General features: G+C 63.4%; 16 protein-coding genes, 1 tRNA gene and 1 pseudogene. 9 read left to right on the top strand and 9 right to left on the bottom strand.

Annotation, left to right across the window (positions count from 1 at the left end):
• The first annotated feature begins 57 nt into the window (after nucleotides 1-57).
• The 6 genes from argS to KJP28_RS12040 all read left to right on the top strand — a co-directional run bounded on the left by argS (nucleotide 58) and on the right by KJP28_RS12040 (nucleotide 6,036).
• Complete coding sequence (gene argS, locus KJP28_RS12065) at nucleotides 58-1,776, top strand: arginine--tRNA ligase (RefSeq protein WP_218392772.1); 1,719 nt, start codon at nucleotides 58-60, stop codon at nucleotides 1,774-1,776.
• Nucleotides 1,777-1,892: 116 nt separating this feature from the next.
• On the top strand, nucleotides 1,893-3,311 hold the full coding sequence (locus tag KJP28_RS12060; protein ID WP_255552319.1) for an SPOR domain-containing protein: 1,419 nt from the start codon (nucleotides 1,893-1,895) through the stop codon (nucleotides 3,309-3,311).
• A gap of 1 nt (nucleotide 3,312) precedes the next feature.
• On the top strand, nucleotides 3,313-4,308 hold the full coding sequence (gene nagZ / locus KJP28_RS12055) for a beta-N-acetylhexosaminidase (protein WP_218392771.1): 996 nt from the start codon (nucleotides 3,313-3,315) through the stop codon (nucleotides 4,306-4,308).
• A gap of 19 nt (nucleotides 4,309-4,327) precedes the next feature.
• On the top strand, nucleotides 4,328-5,116 hold the full coding sequence (locus tag KJP28_RS12050; protein ID WP_218392770.1) for a segregation and condensation protein A: 789 nt from the start codon (nucleotides 4,328-4,330) through the stop codon (nucleotides 5,114-5,116).
• Nucleotides 5,109-5,768, top strand: coding sequence for an SMC-Scp complex subunit ScpB (gene scpB / locus KJP28_RS12045; RefSeq protein ID WP_218392769.1), 660 nt, complete (start codon nucleotides 5,109-5,111; stop codon nucleotides 5,766-5,768). The genes KJP28_RS12050 and scpB overlap by 8 nt, the downstream gene beginning before the upstream one ends.
• Nucleotides 5,769-5,826: 58 nt before the next feature.
• Nucleotides 5,827-6,036, top strand: coding sequence for a hypothetical protein (locus KJP28_RS12040; protein WP_218392768.1), 210 nt, complete (start codon nucleotides 5,827-5,829; stop codon nucleotides 6,034-6,036).
• A gap of 94 nt (nucleotides 6,037-6,130) precedes the next feature.
• On the opposite strand, the gene KJP28_RS12035 is transcribed toward KJP28_RS12040, so the two are convergent.
• The 8 genes and pseudogenes from KJP28_RS12035 to KJP28_RS12000 all read right to left on the bottom strand — a co-directional run bounded on the left by KJP28_RS12035 (nucleotide 6,131) and on the right by KJP28_RS12000 (nucleotide 12,346).
• Nucleotides 6,131-7,213, bottom strand: coding sequence for a 2'-deoxycytidine 5'-triphosphate deaminase (locus tag KJP28_RS12035; RefSeq protein ID WP_218392767.1), 1,083 nt, complete (start codon nucleotides 7,211-7,213; stop codon nucleotides 6,131-6,133).
• Nucleotides 7,214-7,271: 58 nt separating this feature from the next.
• Nucleotides 7,272-7,348: transfer RNA gene (locus KJP28_RS12030), tRNA-Pro, on the bottom strand.
• A gap of 1,109 nt (nucleotides 7,349-8,457) precedes the next feature.
• Nucleotides 8,458-8,719 (bottom strand): annotated as a pseudogene (locus KJP28_RS20120) (MerR family transcriptional regulator); the annotation flags it as partial.
• A 41-nt stretch (nucleotides 8,720-8,760) separates the two neighbouring features.
• Nucleotides 8,761-9,063 (bottom strand): integration host factor subunit alpha, encoded by a 303-nt coding sequence (gene ihfA, locus KJP28_RS12020; protein WP_218392766.1) that lies wholly within the window; start codon nucleotides 9,061-9,063, stop codon nucleotides 8,761-8,763.
• A gap of 199 nt (nucleotides 9,064-9,262) precedes the next feature.
• Nucleotides 9,263-10,237, bottom strand: coding sequence for a beta-ketoacyl-ACP synthase III (locus KJP28_RS12015; RefSeq protein ID WP_218392765.1), 975 nt, complete (start codon nucleotides 10,235-10,237; stop codon nucleotides 9,263-9,265).
• On the bottom strand, nucleotides 10,234-11,361 hold the full coding sequence (plsX, locus tag KJP28_RS12010; protein WP_218392764.1) for a phosphate acyltransferase PlsX: 1,128 nt from the start codon (nucleotides 11,359-11,361) through the stop codon (nucleotides 10,234-10,236). The genes KJP28_RS12015 and plsX overlap by 4 nt, the downstream gene beginning before the upstream one ends.
• Before the next feature lie 22 nt (nucleotides 11,362-11,383).
• On the bottom strand, nucleotides 11,384-11,593 hold the full coding sequence (gene rpmF / locus KJP28_RS12005) for a 50S ribosomal protein L32 (RefSeq protein ID WP_218392763.1): 210 nt from the start codon (nucleotides 11,591-11,593) through the stop codon (nucleotides 11,384-11,386).
• 186 nt (nucleotides 11,594-11,779) lie between these two features.
• Nucleotides 11,780-12,346: a YceD family protein gene (locus KJP28_RS12000; RefSeq protein ID WP_218392762.1), complete on the bottom strand. Its 567-nt coding sequence runs from the start codon at nucleotides 12,344-12,346 to the stop codon at nucleotides 11,780-11,782.
• Nucleotides 12,347-12,442: 96 nt separating this feature from the next.
• On the opposite strand from KJP28_RS12000, the gene KJP28_RS11995 reads away from it, so the two are divergent.
• The 3 genes from KJP28_RS11995 to KJP28_RS11985 are packed head-to-tail and all read left to right on the top strand — an operon-like array spanning nucleotide 12,443 to nucleotide 15,498.
• Complete coding sequence (locus KJP28_RS11995; protein WP_218392761.1) at nucleotides 12,443-12,913, top strand: outer membrane protein assembly factor BamE; 471 nt, start codon at nucleotides 12,443-12,445, stop codon at nucleotides 12,911-12,913.
• A gap of 10 nt (nucleotides 12,914-12,923) precedes the next feature.
• The gene (locus KJP28_RS11990; protein ID WP_218392760.1) at nucleotides 12,924-13,655 is read left to right on the top strand and encodes a GNAT family N-acetyltransferase; all 732 of its coding nucleotides are present in this window, start codon (nucleotides 12,924-12,926) and stop codon (nucleotides 13,653-13,655) included.
• A gap of 31 nt (nucleotides 13,656-13,686) precedes the next feature.
• The gene (locus tag KJP28_RS11985; RefSeq protein ID WP_218392759.1) at nucleotides 13,687-15,498 is read left to right on the top strand and encodes an ABC-F family ATP-binding cassette domain-containing protein; all 1,812 of its coding nucleotides are present in this window, start codon (nucleotides 13,687-13,689) and stop codon (nucleotides 15,496-15,498) included.
• Between the two features lie 102 nt (nucleotides 15,499-15,600).
• Here KJP28_RS11985 and hemB read toward each other — a convergent pair whose 3' ends face one another.
• Entirely contained in the window at nucleotides 15,601-16,599 is a 999-nt protein-coding gene (hemB, locus tag KJP28_RS11980; protein WP_218392758.1) for a porphobilinogen synthase, read from the bottom strand.
• Nucleotides 16,600-16,678 lie beyond the last annotated feature (79 nt).

Genomic DNA, 16,678 nt, shown 5'->3' with positions numbered 1-16,678 from the left:
CGTTGACCTTTGGGCCAGAGGTGCTAGACCGCGCGGGTCTTATTCCAGAGGAACACCATGAACCTTTTTGCCGACATCCGTTCGCTCGTGATCGCGTCGCTCGATACGATGGTGAGCGAGGGCGCATTGCCCGAAGGTCTCGATTTCGCCAATGTCGCGGTCGAGCCGCCGCGCGATCCGGCGCATGGGGACATGGCGACGAATGCCGCGATGGTTCTGGCCAAGCCCGCCGGTGCCAAGCCGCGTGACATTGCGGACGCGCTCGCGGTCAAGCTGGCGGCGGACGACCGGGTGGCGAGTGCGGATGTGGCGGGGCCGGGGTTCTTGAACCTGCGGCTCGATGCGTCCGTCTGGTCCGGCCTTGTCGAGGCGATCCTCGTCGAGGGCGATTACGGCCAGTCACAGATGGGGCAGGGCGCGAAGGTGAACGTGGAATACGTGTCGGCCAATCCGACGGGTCCGCTTCATGTCGGCCACACGCGGGGCGCTGTGTTCGGCGATGCCTTGGCCAGCCTTCTGGAATACGCCGGTCATGACGTGACCCGGGAGTATTACATCAATGACGGCGGGGCACAGGTCGATGTGCTCGCGCGCTCGGTCTATCTGCGGTATCTCGAAGCACACGGGCAGGAGGTCGCCTTCGAGGACGGCACCTATCCCGGCGATTACCTGATCGAGGTGGGCGAGGCGCTCAAGGCGAAGGTCGGCGACAAGTTCGTGGGTAAGGGCGAACAGTTCTGGCTCGATGAGGTGCGGGAATTCGCCACCGAGAAGATGATGGACCTGATCCGCGCCGACCTTGCCGCGCTTGGCGTCGAGATGGACGTATTCTTTTCGGAAAAATCGCTTTACGGCACCGGCCGGATCGAGGCGGCGATCGAGGACCTCGAGGGCAAAGGGCTCATTTACAAGGGCACGCTCGAGCCGCCCAAGGGCAAATTGCCCGAGGATTGGGAGCCGCGGGAGCAGACCCTGTTCAAGTCGACCGACTACGGTGACGACGTAGATCGCCCGATCATGAAGTCGGACGGCGCGTGGACCTATTTCGCCCCCGACATCGCCTATCATTTCGACAAGGTTTCCAGAGGGTTCGATCAGCTTATTGATGTATTCGGGGCCGACCATGGCGGCTACGTCAAGAGGATGAAGGCGGCCGTGGCGGCCCTGTCCGGCGACCGGGTGCCGCTCGACATCAAGCTCACGCAGCTCGTCAAGCTCTACAAGAACGGCGAACCGTTCAAGATGTCCAAACGCGCAGGCACTTTCGTGACGCTGCGCGACGTGGTGGACGAGGTCGGGCCGGACGTGACCCGGTTCATCATGCTCACCCGCAAGAACGACGCGCCGCTCGATTTCGATTTCGACAAGGCGTTGGAGCAGTCCAAGGACAACCCGGTGTTCTACGTGCAATATGCCAATGCGCGGTGCCATTCGGTCCTGCGCAAGGCCGCTGATCTGGGCGCGCGGGCTGGGGTTCCGTTGCTTGCCGATTCCGCGGAATTTGCCGTGGCCCAGAAGCTTGCGGAGTGGCCGCGCGTGGTCGAGATCGCCGCGCGGACGCATGAGCCGCATCGCATCGCATTTTATCTCTACGATCTGGCGTCCGAGTTCCACACGCTTTGGAACAAGGGCAATGACGACGCGTCCCTGCGCTTCGTGCAGGACAGTGATTCTGCTGCAACAGAGGGAAAAATTGCTCTTCCAAAAGCCGTTTCCGTTGTGATTTCAGCGGGCCTTGGTATTCTCGGCGTGACGCCACTCGAAGAAATGCGCTGATACAACAAAGTGCTGCCGGGTGGTGAATGAGGTTCGGCCCGCGGCGTCGCGGGTCAGGCAAGGCACCAGATAACGGCGAGGGCGGACGCGCCTTGAACGCCGAAGCGAGGCAGGACATGGCAGACGCGCATTGGGGGAGCCGACCGGCACCCGTCGTGACGAATCCCGGATATTATCAACCGCAGCACCACGCGCCGCAGCAATCGCCGCAAGATCACGCGTCGCAGACCTATCACGGCAATCATCCGTCGGCGCAGCCGCAGCCGCAACAATGGCAAGCTGAGCAGCCGAGCACACGCATTGCGCGGAATGAGCCGCCGATGCGCGCGCCGGCTCAACAGCAGGTGCAGCCACAGGGTCATCCCTATGCCGGTCAACATGCCCCGGGGTATCCGGCGCAGATGGATCCGGCGCATCACGGGTATGGCGGGCAGCCGCAGCACTCGCACGCGCAGGCTCACGTGCAGATGCACACGCATGCCCAACAACAACCTCAATCGGCGGCGCACGGGTATCCGGCGGCACCTTCGCAGCCGTATTATCCGCAACATGAGCAGGATTATCGCGCGCAGCCTCTGGATCAGGACGGCGGCTCGGGGCGATTTGGCCGATTGGTCAATGGATTTGGCGCGATGACGTCGATTGCGCTTATCGCCGGTCTTGCTGTTTGGGGCTACAACCTTGCGGTGCGGGACGCGACCGAGGTTCCGGTCGTGGCCGCGCTCGAGGGAGCGATGCGGATCGCGCCGGAGAACCCTGGGGGCGAAGCCGCGGAAAACCAGGGACTTGCAGTCAACAACGTGGCCGCGGTCGGTGTTGCCGAAGGTCCGGCCGACCAAGTGCTCTTGGCACCCGGTGCCGAAGACCTGACGCCTGAGGATGCGCCTGTCGTGTCGGAACCCGTACTGGCGGCTACGCCGGAGGCCGAGGCCGGGGAGTTCCGCCCGGAGGAAGACCTGTCGGCAGAACCGGTGTCGGCAGATGCCGACGATGCGCGTTCCGATGCGCTGGCCCTCGCGGACGAAATCGCATCGGGTCAGGAGCCTCTGAGCGAACCGGAAGCCGAGGCGAGCGCGATGGACGAGGCCGTGGAAGAGGCGATCGGGTCCGAACTCGCGTTCGCATCCGAAGAGGTCGTGACCGGTCCGGGGCCAAAGGTTTCGCCGCGTCCGCGGGCGCGGCCCGAAAATCTCGTCACCCGCGCTGCGGCCCAGCCGTCGACCGATGCGCTTCTGGCCGCGACCGAGGTCGCAACGGACGAAGTCTCGGCGGCCGACATTCCGGCAGGAACCCGGCTCGTGCAACTCGGTGCCTACGACACCGAAGACGTGGCACGCGCCGAATGGGATCAACTCGCCGGGCGTTTCGACGAGTACCTCACCGGCAAATCCCGCGTGATCGAACAGGCGCAATCGGGTGGCAAGACATTCTATCGCTTGCGTGCCATGGGGTTTGACGACCTGTCGGATGCCCGCCGGTTCTGCGCCGCACTGATGGCGGGGCAGGCGGCCTGTATTCCGGTCGTCACGCGCTGATATGCCTCTCGGCGCGACGATCCTGGGCTGTCAGGGCCCGAGACTCAGCCGTGCTGAGCGCGACTTCTTCGCGAAAGCCCAACCCTGGGGTTTCATCCTGTTCGCACGGAATGTGGAGGACCCGGAGCAGCTTGTCTGGCTGACCACGGAAATTCGTGAAGCGGTCGGGCGGGACGCCCCGATCTTCATCGACCAGGAAGGCGGACGGGTGGCCCGGCTGACCGCACCGCATTGGCGGGAATGGTTGCCGCCGATGGAACAGGTGAAGCTGAACCCGCGCAAGGCGGCCGAAGCGATGTACCTGCGTTACCGCATCATCGCGCATGAACTGCGGGCGGTCGGACTTGACGGCAATTGCGCCCCGGTTCTGGATCTGGCCCAACCCGACACGCACGACATCCTCATGAACCGCTGCTACGGCAACGACGTCGTCAAAGTGGCCGAGATCGCGGGCGCGGTTGCCACGGGGCTGGTGGACGGTGGCGTTCTCCCGGTGGTCAAACATATCCCCGGACACGGGCGCGCCACGGCGGACAGCCATCTGGAACTGCCGGTGGTCAAGGCCCGGGAAAAGGCGCTGCGGGTTTCCGACTTCCTTGCCTTCCAGAGCGTATCCGGCCTTCCGCTCGCAATGACGGCGCATATCGTCTATACCGACATCGACGCCGAGAACCCGGCCACGACCTCACCCAAAATGATCGAGATCATCCGGGACAGGATCGGGTTTTCCGGGCTGTTGATGACCGACGACATTTCGATGAAAGCGCTCGAAGGACCCTTTGCCGCGCGCGCATCGGCGGCGAGAAATGCCGGTTGCGACATCATCCTCCATTGTAATGGCGAGATGGACGAGATGGTCCAGGTTGTCGAAGGCGCGGGCGCGCTCGACGGTGTGGCGGCGGCACGCGCCGAGACCGCGCTCACATGGCGCAAGGAGCCTGATGCCATTGACATTGACGCGCTGGACGCGGAATTTGAGGCCTTGTTGACGCAGTAGCTGGGCCGCCCCTTTCACCATGTCCGACGAAGAGTTCCAGGCAGATATTCTGTCCGTGTCCGAGCGCATGGCGGCGGAGGCGCTGATCGTCGAGGTCGAGGGCTACGAAGGCCCACTCGACCTGTTGCTCACCCTGTCGCGCACCCAGAAGGTTGATCTCAGGCAGATCTCGGTGCTGGCGCTTGCCGAGCAATACCTTGGTTTCATCGAAAAGGCGCGTCACCTTCGCATCGAGCTGGCGGCCGATTACCTCGTGATGGCCGCGTGGCTTGCGTTTCTCAAGTCGCGCCTTCTTCTGCCGCCCGATCCGTCGGAAGAGGGGCCTTCGGGTGAGGAACTGGCCGCGCATCTGGCGTTCCAGCTTGAGCGCTTGCAGGCGATGCGGGACGTGGCCGCGAAGCTCATGGCCCGGGACCAGAAAGGCCGCGACTTCTTCGTGCGCGGACAGGTCGAGGTGGTCGAGCGGCGGCGGCGTATCACGTATACGGCGACGCTTCTGGACCTCATGCAAGGCTATGCCCGCATCCGCACCCGTGACGAGTTTCGCCCCTTCGTCATGGACCGCGACAGCGTGATGACCTTGGAGGAGGCGCTCGACCGGATGCGTGGGTTGATCGGTTTCGCGGGCGATTGGACCGACATCATGTCATACATGCCCGAAGGCTGGGAAACCGACCCTGTGCGTCGCCGCTCGGCCACTGCCGCCAATTTCGCCGCCTCGCTCGAACTCGCCAAGGCGGGTGCGATCGAGATACGGCAGGGCGAGACCTTCGCCCCGATCCAGATTCGCAGGAAACCGAATGACTGACGACGCCGACACCACTGAAACCGAGATCGAGGAAAGCCTGTTCGAGGCGCCGCCGATGGGTGAACAGGAACGTATGGTCGAGGCCGTGCTGTTCGCGTCCGCCGAACCCGTGACGGTGGCCGAACTGACCGCCCGGATGCCGCACGGATCGGACCCGTCCGAGGCGCTGGTGCATTTGCGCAAGCGTTACGAGGGGCGCGGCGTGAACGTGGTGCGCGTGGGTGATGCCTACGCGATCCGAACGGCATCGGATCTCGGCTATCTCATGCAGAAGGAAACGGTTGAGCAAAAGAAGCTCAGCCGGGCCGCGATCGAGACGCTGGCGATCATCGCCTACCACCAGCCTGTCACGCGTGCCGAAATCGAGGAAATCCGGGGCGTGAGTGTCAGCCGTGGCACGGTGGACCAGTTGATCGAGATGGAATGGATACGCTTCGGTCGCCGCCGCATGTCGCCGGGCCGCCCCGTCACTTTCGTCGTCACGCAAGGCTTTCTGGATCATTTCGGGCTGGAAAGCGCACGCGATCTGCCGGGTTTGAAAGAGCTTCGGTCCGCCGGGCTTCTGGAAAGCCGTCCGGCGCCGGACGCGGGCGTGGGCGAGGAGGAATCCGACGACGACGACGAGGGTCAATCCGAGCTCTTCGAAGAGTGATTCACAAAAACGCCGCTTTTTGCTATATGATTGGCAATACGCCAGGAAAGAGCAGGCCATGAATATCGAACGAATGATCATGATGATCGGACGCATGATAATGCGGCGCGTGATCCATCGCGGCGTGGATGCGGGGATTGATTATGCCTCCCGCCGCGGGAAGACCCGCGAAGAGATGACGCCCGAAGAACGTAAGCGGGCCCAGTCGGCGAAGGCGACCGCGAAACGCGCGAAGCAAGGTGCGCGGCTGGCGCGGCGCATGCGCTAGAGCCCTTATCGGTTTCGCTTGGGCTGCGCCCAATCGACCGACCGGGGGACCAGTCCCCCGGACCCCCTGAAGTATTTCGGGAACAATGAAGGGATCAGGTGGGCGTTTTGAAATGCTTCGACAGCTTGAGACCCTGGCCCTGGTAGTTTGATTTCAGGTCCGCGCCGTAAAGCGTTTCGGGGATTTCCGACATCTTTTCATAGACCAACCGCCCGACGACCTGACCGTGTTCCAGCACGAAAGGCGCTTCGTGACAGCGGACTTCGAGCACCCCGCGTGAGCCCGCGCCACCGGCGGCGTCATGGCCGAAGCCGGGGTCGAAGAATCCCGCGTAGTGGACGCGGAATTCGCCGACCATTGCGAGGTAGGGCGCCATTTCGGCTGCGCAATCGGGCGGGATATGGACGGCTTCGCGGCTGACGAGGATGTAGAATGCGCCGGGGTCGAGGATGATGCGGCCTTCGGTGGTGCGGATCGGTTCCCAGAACTCCGCCGGGTCGTAATGCCCGATGAGGTCGAGGTCGATCACGCCGGAATGGGGCTTTGCACGGTAGCCGACCAAATCGCCCGAGGCGGGTTTCAGGTCGACCGAGAAGCCGAGGCCGTCGTCGATCACGGCGTCGCCGTCGACGAGCCGTTCGGAAGCGTGGCGCGCGCGCAGGTCGTCGTCCGAGAGGATCGCCTGGCCTTCGCGGAAACGGATCTGGTTCAGTCGCATACCGGGGCGCACGAGGACCGAGAAGCTGCGCGGGCAGATCTCGGCGTAGAGCGGGCCGGTGTATCCGGGCGCGATGCGGTCGAATTCGACGCCGCCATCTGTGATCGCCCGGGTCAGAAGATCGAGACGCCCGGTCGAACTTTTGGCATTGGCGACCGCTTGCACGCCGTCTGGGAGCGCGAGGCTTTCCATCAGCGGGACCACGTAGACTGCGCCTTTTTCGAGCACCGCGCCATTCGTCAGGTCGATGCTGTGCATCTCGAACTCGGCGAGCCGGTCTGCGACCGTTGCCCCTTCGCCCGCGAGAAAAGACGCGCGGACGCGGTAGGCTTTCGTGCCGAGTCGCAGGTCGAGCGAGGCGGGCTGTATCTGTTCCGGGATCACGGCGGGGCTGGCGGTAATCGTGCCGGCCTCGATCATCGCCCGGATCGCCTGATCCGGCAGAACACCTGTGGTCATCCATGCACCTCCCGGATACACGAACGCCCGCCCCGATGAGGGCGGGCGGTTCGGTGATTGGTCGGGCTAGCAGGACTTGAACCTGCGACCTTCCGTCCCCCAGACGGACGCGCTACCAGACTGCGCCATAGCCCGACGTGGGGGGTTACATAACAGTTTTCCGGGCGCGGGCAAGACCTCATTGTCGGGATTTGGAACCTATCCGAGACCGCCGGGCGGCCGCCTGTGCCTGTCGGGATCGCGCAGTGTTTCAAGACGGTCCGACAGAGCGCGAAGTGCCGCTGGGGGCAGGGTCAGGCCACGGGCGCGCATGCGGCGCAGGACGGGTGCGACCGGCGCCTGTAGCGGAACGAGTTCGCCGTCGAGCGGATCGCTTCCGATATCCGGCATGACGAGCGCCGGCCGAAGCGGTTCGGCGGTCTCTGAGGCATGGATATTGGCCTCGGTCTCGGGGTCGGATGGGGCGATCGGGTCGGGCAGGTCGTCGTCGAAGGTGTCCTGGTCCGCGATGGTGCCGGTGTCGTCGTTCGTGCCTTCATCCACAGGCTCGGCGTCAGCCCCATCGGGCAGTTCCGGGGCGGGCATATCCTCGGGGTCTTCGGTAAGGGCTTCATCCTCGGTGAACGAAGCTGTTCCGGGCGCATCTTCGATATCGCCGGGTGTCTCCATGCGGGCATCCACGGGAACGCGGGCCTCGTCCGGTTCTGTCTCTTCGGGCTCGGGGTCTTGAGGTTCGGGCTCCGGGGGCTCGGCCTGTGCCTCGTCCGTTTCGGCCGGGTCGGGGGCGTGGTCGTCCGTGGGTGGCGCGCTGTCTTCATCGGTTTCAGGAGTGAGCGTGTCGTCGACGATATCCCCGTCCTCGGTGTCGGTCACTTCGGTATGGAACGATGTGGCATCGGGGTTCGGTTCGATCGGGTCCTCTGCCGTGTCAGCGGCGACGTCCTCGGATATGTCGTCGGTTTCCGTCGGTTCCGGGTACTCGAAATCGGCCGATTGCTCGGTGTCGGCCGGGTCCGAGGCATCAGCAGGTGCCGGAGTTTCCGCCTCGGGGCCTGCTTCCGACGTGTCGGTGACGGCGCGTTCGGGCGGCGTGGGCCTGGATGGGGCCGGGGGGAGGTCCGCGTCGGTGTCGCCCGCTTCTGGAGCCTCGACGATTTCGGCGTCTTCGATCTCGGCGTCGGATTCGCGAGATTTGCGAAGGGAGACCACATTGGTTTCCGCGTCGGCGTCGAGCGGTGGCGACATGGCGGCGACGTGCTTGACCCCCTGTTCGCGCAGGAGTTTCTGAACACCGCGGATGGTCAGGCCGTCATCGTGCAGAAGCTTTCTGATCCCGCCGAGAAGCTGCATGTCCGTTGGGCGATAATACCGCCGTCCACCGGCGCGCTTGACCGGTTTGACCTGCGTGAAACGGCTTTCCCAGAACCGAAGCACATGGGTCGGCACGCCGAGCCATTCGGCCACCTCGCTGATCGTGCGGAAGGCCTCAGGTGACTTCTGTTCCATCGCTTTGCCCGTTCATTGACTGCTCTTTCGGGACGGGATTGTCAGCTCTTGTTCCCCGCAGCGACCCGTTCTTTCATGATGTGGGAGGGGCGGAAGGTCAAAACGCGGCGGGGTGAGATCGGCACCTCTTCGCCCGTTTTCGGATTGCGCCCCACGCGCGCGGCCTTGTCGCGCACGGAAAACGTCCCGAAGGACGAGATTTTCACGGTTTCTCCACGCACCAGCGAATCCGACACATGGTTCAGAACGCTTTCGACCAGTTGCGCGCTTTCGTTCCGCGAAAGACCGACTTCGCGAAATACCGCTTCGCTCAGGTCCATGCGCGTCAGCGTCTTGTCACTCATACCGTCCCCCGAATTGGTTTGCGATAGCTTGGGGCGGTTCTTTTTTCATGTCAACATCAATGGCTTGTGGGCAGGATTTGAGGCGCGTCGCAAGCGGGATTGCGCCGCGTGGGGGCGTGTCGGCGAAGGATGGCCATGTCGATGTGGTCCGGGTGCGTTGGCTTATTCGCTGGCCTTGGCGTTTCGGACTGGAAAATCCCTACCAGCGGATAACGACGGCGCCCCAGGCCAAACCGCCGCCGATGGCTTCGGTCACGACCACGTCGTTGTCGCGAATCTGGCCTTTTGCCTTACCGACGGAAAGCGCGAGCGGGATGGAGGCCGCGGACGTGTTGCCGTGGTCCTGCACCGTAACGACGACGTTGTCCATCGAGAGGCCGAGTTTCTTCGCCGTGCCTTCGATGATGCGGATATTGGCCTGGTGGGGCACGATCCAGTCGATGTCGTCATGGGTCAGACCGGCTTTGCCCAATGCGGCGTCTGCGGTGGCGGCAAGCTTTGACACGGCTTGCCGGAAGAGGGGATTGCCCTGCATCCGAAGTTTGCCCGCGGTTCCCGTGGTCGAGACGCCACCATCGACATAGAGCATTTCACGATAGCTGCCGTCCGAGTTCAGATCGGCAGACAGGATACCCCGGTCGGTGTTCTCGCCCGTGCCAGTTGCTGCTTCGAGCAGGAGCGCGCCTGCTCCGTCGCCGAACAGGACGCAGGTCGCCCGGTCTTCCATGTCGAGGATACGAGAAAAGGTCTCGGCACCGATGACGAGCACGGTCTTGACCTGACCTGACACGATCAGCGCGTTGGCCTGGGCGAGGGCGAAGACGAAGCCGGCGCAGACGGCCTGGATGTCGAAGGCGAAGCCGGTGCGCAGGCCCAGACCCTCTTGCACCATTGTCGCGACAGAGGGAAAAGTTAGGTCCGGGGTCGACGTTGCGACGATCACGGCTTCGACCTGTTCCACGCCCATCCCGGAATCGACCAGAGCAGCCTTGGAAGCCTCGATCGCCATTTGGGATGTGGTTTCACCGGGGGCCGCGAAATGCCGCCGTTCGATACCGGAGCGGGTGCGAATCCATTCGTCCGAGGTTTCGATTCGCTTTTCGAACCAGGAGTTCTCCACCACGCGTTCGGGCAGGTAATGCCCGACGCCTCGGACCACGGCGCGTGTCGTCATTTTTCCCCGCTCGGCTTTTTCTCGATCAACGCAGGCGCATCTTGCGCGTCACCGGGAGCATAGGCAACCCGTGCGGCGAGCTTTTCGTTGAAACCGGACTGGGCGAGGTCGAAGGCGAGTTTGATCGCGGCAGAGATGCCGGTGGCGTCCGCCGAACCGTGGCTTTTCACAACCGTTCCGTTGAGGCCGAGAAACACGCCCCCATTGGAGCGCCGCGGATCCATACGCTTCTTGAGCCGGCGCAGCGACGTGGTGGCGAGGATCGCAGCGATCTTCGACAGGGGCGTGGCGGTAAACGCCTCTTTCAGAAAGTCGTTGACCAGTTTGGCGGTGCCTTCGCCCGTTTTGAGCGCGACGTTGCCGGTGAACCCGTCGGTCACGATGACGTCGACCCGGTCGGAGAGTAAATCGCCGCCTTCGACGAAGCCCACGAAGTCGAATTCTGCCACCGGCGCGGCTTCGGCAATCAGTTCCGCCGCAGCGCGAATCTCACCGCGTCCCTTGTGCTCCTCGGTTCCGACATTCAGCAGACCCACACGGGGCCGCTTGATGCCGTGCCCGTTGCGCGCATAGGACGCGCCCATCAGCGCATATTGCAGGAGGTCCATTTCATCGGCGCGGATATCGGCACCGCCGTCGAGCATGATGTTGAACCCAAGCGGGTTGCGCGAGGGCCAGAACACCGCGATGGCAGGGCGCGATACCCCGGGGAGTTTGCGCAGCCGCAGCATCGAAAGCGCCATCAGCGCACCGGTGTTGCCGCAGGAGACGCAGACTTCGGCTTCGCGGGATTTCACGCTCTCGACCGCGGACCACATGGAGGTGTTCTTGCCGTGGCGGATGATGTGCGACGGCTTGTCGTCCATCGTCACCACGCCTTCAGCGTGACGGATATCGCAGATGCCGGACAATTCGGGGCGCTTGGCGACGAGCTTTTGAAGCTCCGGGCCATCGCCGTGCAGGACGAAGCCGATGTGCTTGTTCTTGCGCGCAGATTTGGCAAGACCGGCGACAACAGCCGCCGGTCCGCGATCGCCGCCCATAGCGTCGACCGAAATGATTGTGCGATGCAGCCCCTGACCAGAGGCGGATGTCCGATTATCGGTACCCGTCGTGTCCGTCATGGTCAGAAGTCAGACAGTCGGCTTACGCCGCGTCTTCGTCGTCGAAGTCGACCTCGTCCGCCATCGCAACGACTTCGCGATCAGCATAGTGGCCGCAGGACGGGCACACGTGATGCGGACGCTTGAGTTCGCCACAGGACGGGCATTCGTTCGGGTTGCCGGCCACGAGGGCGTCATGCGATCGGCGCTGGTTCCGGCGCGACTTGGTCACTTTATTCTGAGGGACAGCCATGTCTCAACCTCGTGTTTGCGGGGGCCGGGACCGTTTCTCGACGGCGAGGCCCAGTGTTTCTCGTGAGTCTGGACGCCTCATACGCGGTTCGGCGCAACGTTCCAACCCATCTTTTGAAAGAGCGGCGAACATACTGCGATTCTGCTGTCTTGCAAGGATTTTCTCAGGGGTCTGTCGCGGGGCCGTCTATTGGTCCTCGTCCGGCCCGTCCCCAGACTTGCCTGCAAGCTGATCGCGCAATGCAGCAAGGCCCGCGAAGGGTTTTGCATCGTCGTCCGACATCGGGTCGCGCCCCGGTTCGGTGAAGCTGGCATCCTCGAGTTCCGCGCCTTCGGCTCGCGGATAATCGGGGAGGTTGAGTGCCACAGCCTCGGCCAGCACCGTGCCGAAGTCGATTTCGGACCCGAGACGTTCGACGCTCACATCGTCCGGTGTTTCGCTTTCCTCCGCCTTGACCGGCGGCAGATCGCGCAGCCAGCTTCGCTCAACCGGCGCCTCGATCCGTGTCGTGACGGGGGCGAGCGTCACGACGCAGGGCTGGACCACCGTAGCGCCAAGATTGCCCGCGAAACGCCAGTCGGCCTTTCCGAATGGTGCGAGCCTGCCGGACAGGCGCACCTTTCTCATCCCGTCGATGCCAAGGGCGGTCGCAAGCGCGTCGGCGCTGTCGGTATCGAGTTTCACGTCGATCTCATGTGGTCTGGAGTGATCCAGATCGGACACTTTGAGGACTGGGCCGTAACTTTCGGACATGGTTGGTCACCGTTCCATCACTTCGTTTCTTGAACGCCGGGCGTTGGTCCTGTAAGCGGATACCTAACGAAAGCACGGCACCGCAAGGGGGGCAGTATGTCGGCGACAGGCAAAATGGCGCGCACTCTGTTCAAATCACTGGTCGGCATTGTCGGCATTGCGGCGCTCGTGGCGTGCACGCCGGTCTATCGCAATCATGGCTACATCCCGACCGATGAGGATGTCGAGGAAATCATGGTTGGCGTGGACACTCAGGAAACGGTGTCCGCGATTATCGGCAAACCTGCTGCGGCGGGCCTCTTGACCGAAGAGGCGTGGTATTACGTCCAGAGCCGGTTCAAGCATCTTGGCTACAACGAGCCCGAGGAGGTCGAGCGCGAAGTGCTTCAGATCACCTTCGACGAGGATGGTCTGGTCGAGAATATCGAACGCTTCGGTCTGGAAGAGGGCCGCGTTGTTGTCCTGTCACGCCGGGTCACGACCTCGAACACCCGTGGTGTCGGGTTCCTCCGGCAGCTTCTGGGCGGTATCGGTCAGGTCAATCTGAACGACATTCTGGGGAATTGACGCCGAAGTCATGTCACCGCTTCTTCTGTCGCACGAAGGCTACAGCGTTCGGCTGGCCGAGGGGGCGGAAGATGTGGAAGCCGCGCAAGGGCTTCGTTACCGGGCATTCGTGGACCAGGCGGGGCAAGGGCGTGACGCGGATCGCTTCGACAGGGAATTCGACCATGTTCTGGTGCTGCGCGGGGATGTCCTCGTCGCGACATTCAGGTTCCGGCTCTTTGCAAGCGGTCGCGACGCAACTGCGGGATACAGCACGCAGTTCTATGATCTCACGCCCTTGGAGCGCTTTGCGGGACCTGTCCTCGAAATGGGCCGGTTCTGCATGTCGCCCGGCGACAGGGACCCGGATATCCTGCGACTGACCTGGGGTGGCATGGCGCGCCTCGTCGATCGGTCGGACGTGTCCCTGCTGTTCGGATGCTCGTCGTTCCCGGGAACAGATCCAACTCCATTTGCAGACTCGTTCGCGTTTCTGCGCGCCCGACATCTTGCCCCTTCAGTCATTCGTGTCGGAAAAAAAGCAAAGGAGGCCGTAGCGTTCCCGACGCATGAGCCCGATCCGATCGAGGCGCAGCGCAGGATGCCGCCGCTTCTCAGAACCTATCTCATGATGGGAGGGTGGGTGAGCGATCACGCGGTTGTCGACCGGGCGCTGGTGACGCTCCATGTCTTCACAGGTGTCGAGATCGCCAAGGTTCCGGCCAACCGGGCGCGGGCCCTTCGGGCGCTTGCGGGTGATTGACGGGGCGGGCGGCGCGTCATAACTGACGCGCATGGCGCGCGCACCCCTTCTCCAGCTCTCCGACATTTCGCTCACATTCGGTGGCGATCCCGTTTTCGCGGACCTGTCACTCGTCGTGCAACCGGGCGACCGCGTGGCGCTCGTCGGGCGCAACGGCTCGGGCAAGTCGACCCTCATGAAGGTCATGGCGGGGCTGGTCGAGGCGGATCATGGCACCCGCGTCGTTTCGCCGGGTGTAAGCGTCGGTTACATGGAACAGCACCCCGACCTGACCGGGTTCGCGACACTTGGCGACTTCGCGGCGAGCACGTTGGAACCGGGCGAGGAATACCGGGTCGAGCAGGTCGCCGAAGGTCTGAAATTCAACCCCGGCGTTTCGACTGCGACGGCGTCGGGCGGGGAACGGCGGCGCGCGGCGCTTGCCAAGTTGCTTGCCGAAGCGCCTGAACTGATGCTCCTCGACGAGCCGACCAACCACCTCGACATCGAGGCGATCCAGTGGCTCGAGGCCGAATTGTCCACGACCCGCGCGGGGTTCGTGCTGATCTCCCACGACAGGGCGTTCCTGAACGCGCTGACCCGCGCGACGCTGTGGATCGACCGGGGGCGGGTGCGGCGGCAAGAGGAAGGTTTCGCCAAATTCGAGATTTGGCGCGACAAGGTCTGGGAAGACGAGGATGTCGCCCGCCACAAGCTCGACCGCAAAATCAAGGCCGAGGCACGTTGGGCGGTCGAAGGCATTTCGGCCCGGCGGAAGCGGAATCAGGGCAGGGTGCGCGCCCTGGGCGAATTGCGAAAGGAGCGCGCGGCGCAGATCAAACGGCAAGGCACGGCGGCGATGGCGCTCGACACTGGGCCGAAATCCGGGCGCAAGGTGATCGAGGCTGAGGGTCTATCCAAGACGTTTGACGGACGAACGATCCTTCGCGATTTCTCGATCCTCGTGAACCGAGGCGAACGCATTGCGCTTGTGGGGCCGAACGGCGTCGGGAAGACCACGCTACTCAAGATGCTCATCGGGACGGAAGCGCCTGATTCCGGCCGCGTCAAGCTCGGCACCGGCATTGAAATGGCCGTGTTTGACCAGAACCGCGCAAGCCTGATGGACGATGCGAGCCTTTGGGAGAACCTTGTGGGGGACCCGGACATGAGAGTTTCCGGCAAGGCCGATCAGGTGCTCGTGCGCGGGACCCCGAAACATGTCGTCGGCTACCTCAAGGAGTTCCTGTTCGACGAAAGGCAAGCCCGCGCCCCGGTGCGCTCCTTGTCGGGGGGCGAAAAGGCCCGGCTGATCCTGGCGAAAATCATGGCGAAGACGTCGAACATGCTCGTGCTGGATGAGCCAACCAACGATCTGGACGTGGAAACACTGGATCTATTGCAGGAACTCATCGGCGAATATGACGGCACGGTTTTGCTGGTCAGTCACGACCGGGATTTCCTCGACCGGGTGGCGACGACCACCATCGCGATGGAAGGCGATGGTCGCGCGACGATCTATGCCGGGGGCTGGACCGATTATCAGGCGCAGAGAGGCGATGCCGCCCCAACGGATCGGTCGAAAGCGAAGTCGAAACCCAAGGCCGAGGCCAAACCCGCGCCCACGAAACCCGCCGAAACGTTGTCATTCACCGAAAAACACCGCCTGGAAAAACTCCCCGCCGAAATCGAACGGCTGGAAGCCGAGATCGGCAAACTCGAGGCGCTTTTGTCGGACGCCGACCTCTTCACCCGCGAACCCGTGAAGTTCAACAAGGCGACCGAAGCTCTCGTCGAACGGCAGGAGAAACTCGCCGCTGCCGAAGAGGAATGGCTCACCCTCGCGGAAAAGGCCGAGACCTGATCGTCCTTTCCGGTCGTCAAATATCTCAGGAGGTCTGGAGGAGAGGTCCTCCAGAGGCCGCGCAAGCGGCCTTCGCCCCCGCGCCGCACGAAGGCGGCGCAATCACCCGTTCAGGATTTTTGCCGCTTCCGGTGCGAAATAGGTCAGAATGCCGTCCAGACCGGCGCGTTTGAACCCGGCAAGGCTCTCCATCATGACCTTCTCGCCGTCGAGCCAGCCGTTTTGCGCGGCGGCCTGCAGCATCGCGTATTCGCCAGACACCTGGTAGGCGTAGGTCGGTACGCCGAACCGGTCTTTCACGGCGCGGCAGATGTCGAGATAAGGCATGCCGGGCTTCACCATCACCATGTCCGCGCCTTCCATCAGGTCGCGTTCGACGAGGCGCAAAGCTTCCTCCGCGTTGCCGGGGTCCATCTGGTAGGTTTTCTTGTCTCCCTTGAGCGCGCCAGATGCGCCCACGGCGTCACGGAAGGGGCCATAAAAAGCGGAGGCGTATTTCGCGGAATAGGACATGATCGACACGTGGCTGTGCCCCTCGGCTTCCAAGGCCGCTCGCATCGCACCGATCCGTCCGTCCATCATGTCCGACGGGCCGAGGATATCGGCCCCGGCCTCGGCCTGCGCCAGCGCCATTTTCACGAGCGCATCCACGGTTCGGTCGTTGACGATCTCACCGTCCACGACGAAGCCGTCATGTCCGTTGATATTGTAGGGGTCGAGCGCGATGTCGGTCATCACGGCGATGTCCGGCACGGCGTCCTTGATCGCTTTCGTGGCGCGGTTCGACAGGTTGTCCGGGTCCCATGCGCCCGCGCAATCCTCGGTCTTCACGTCCTGCTCGATGAAGGGAAACAGGCAGATCGCCGGGATGCCGAGGCTTTCCGCCTCTTTCGCCGCCGTCACGACGCGATCCACCGTGAGCCGCTGCACGCCTGGCATCGACGGCACGTCGTAGGCGTCGTTGTCACCTTCCATCAGGAAGACGGGCCAGATCAGGTCGTCCACGGTCAAGACCGTCTCGCGCACAAGAGCGCGCAGGGCGGGCGAACGGCGGTTGCGGCGCAGGCGCGTCGTGGGGAAGGGGGCGGTGGTGCGGGCCATGATCTGTTCTCCGTCGATGTGCCCTTCAATTGCACGAGAAAACTGCGCTCTCAAGGGGTGGCGCACGGCGAGCCTCGCG

Source organism: Maritimibacter dapengensis (assembly GCF_019218265.1).
Classification (GTDB): Bacteria; Pseudomonadota; Alphaproteobacteria; order Rhodobacterales; family Rhodobacteraceae; genus Maritimibacter; species Maritimibacter dapengensis.
This window is presented reverse-complemented; position numbering and strand designations above follow the sequence as displayed.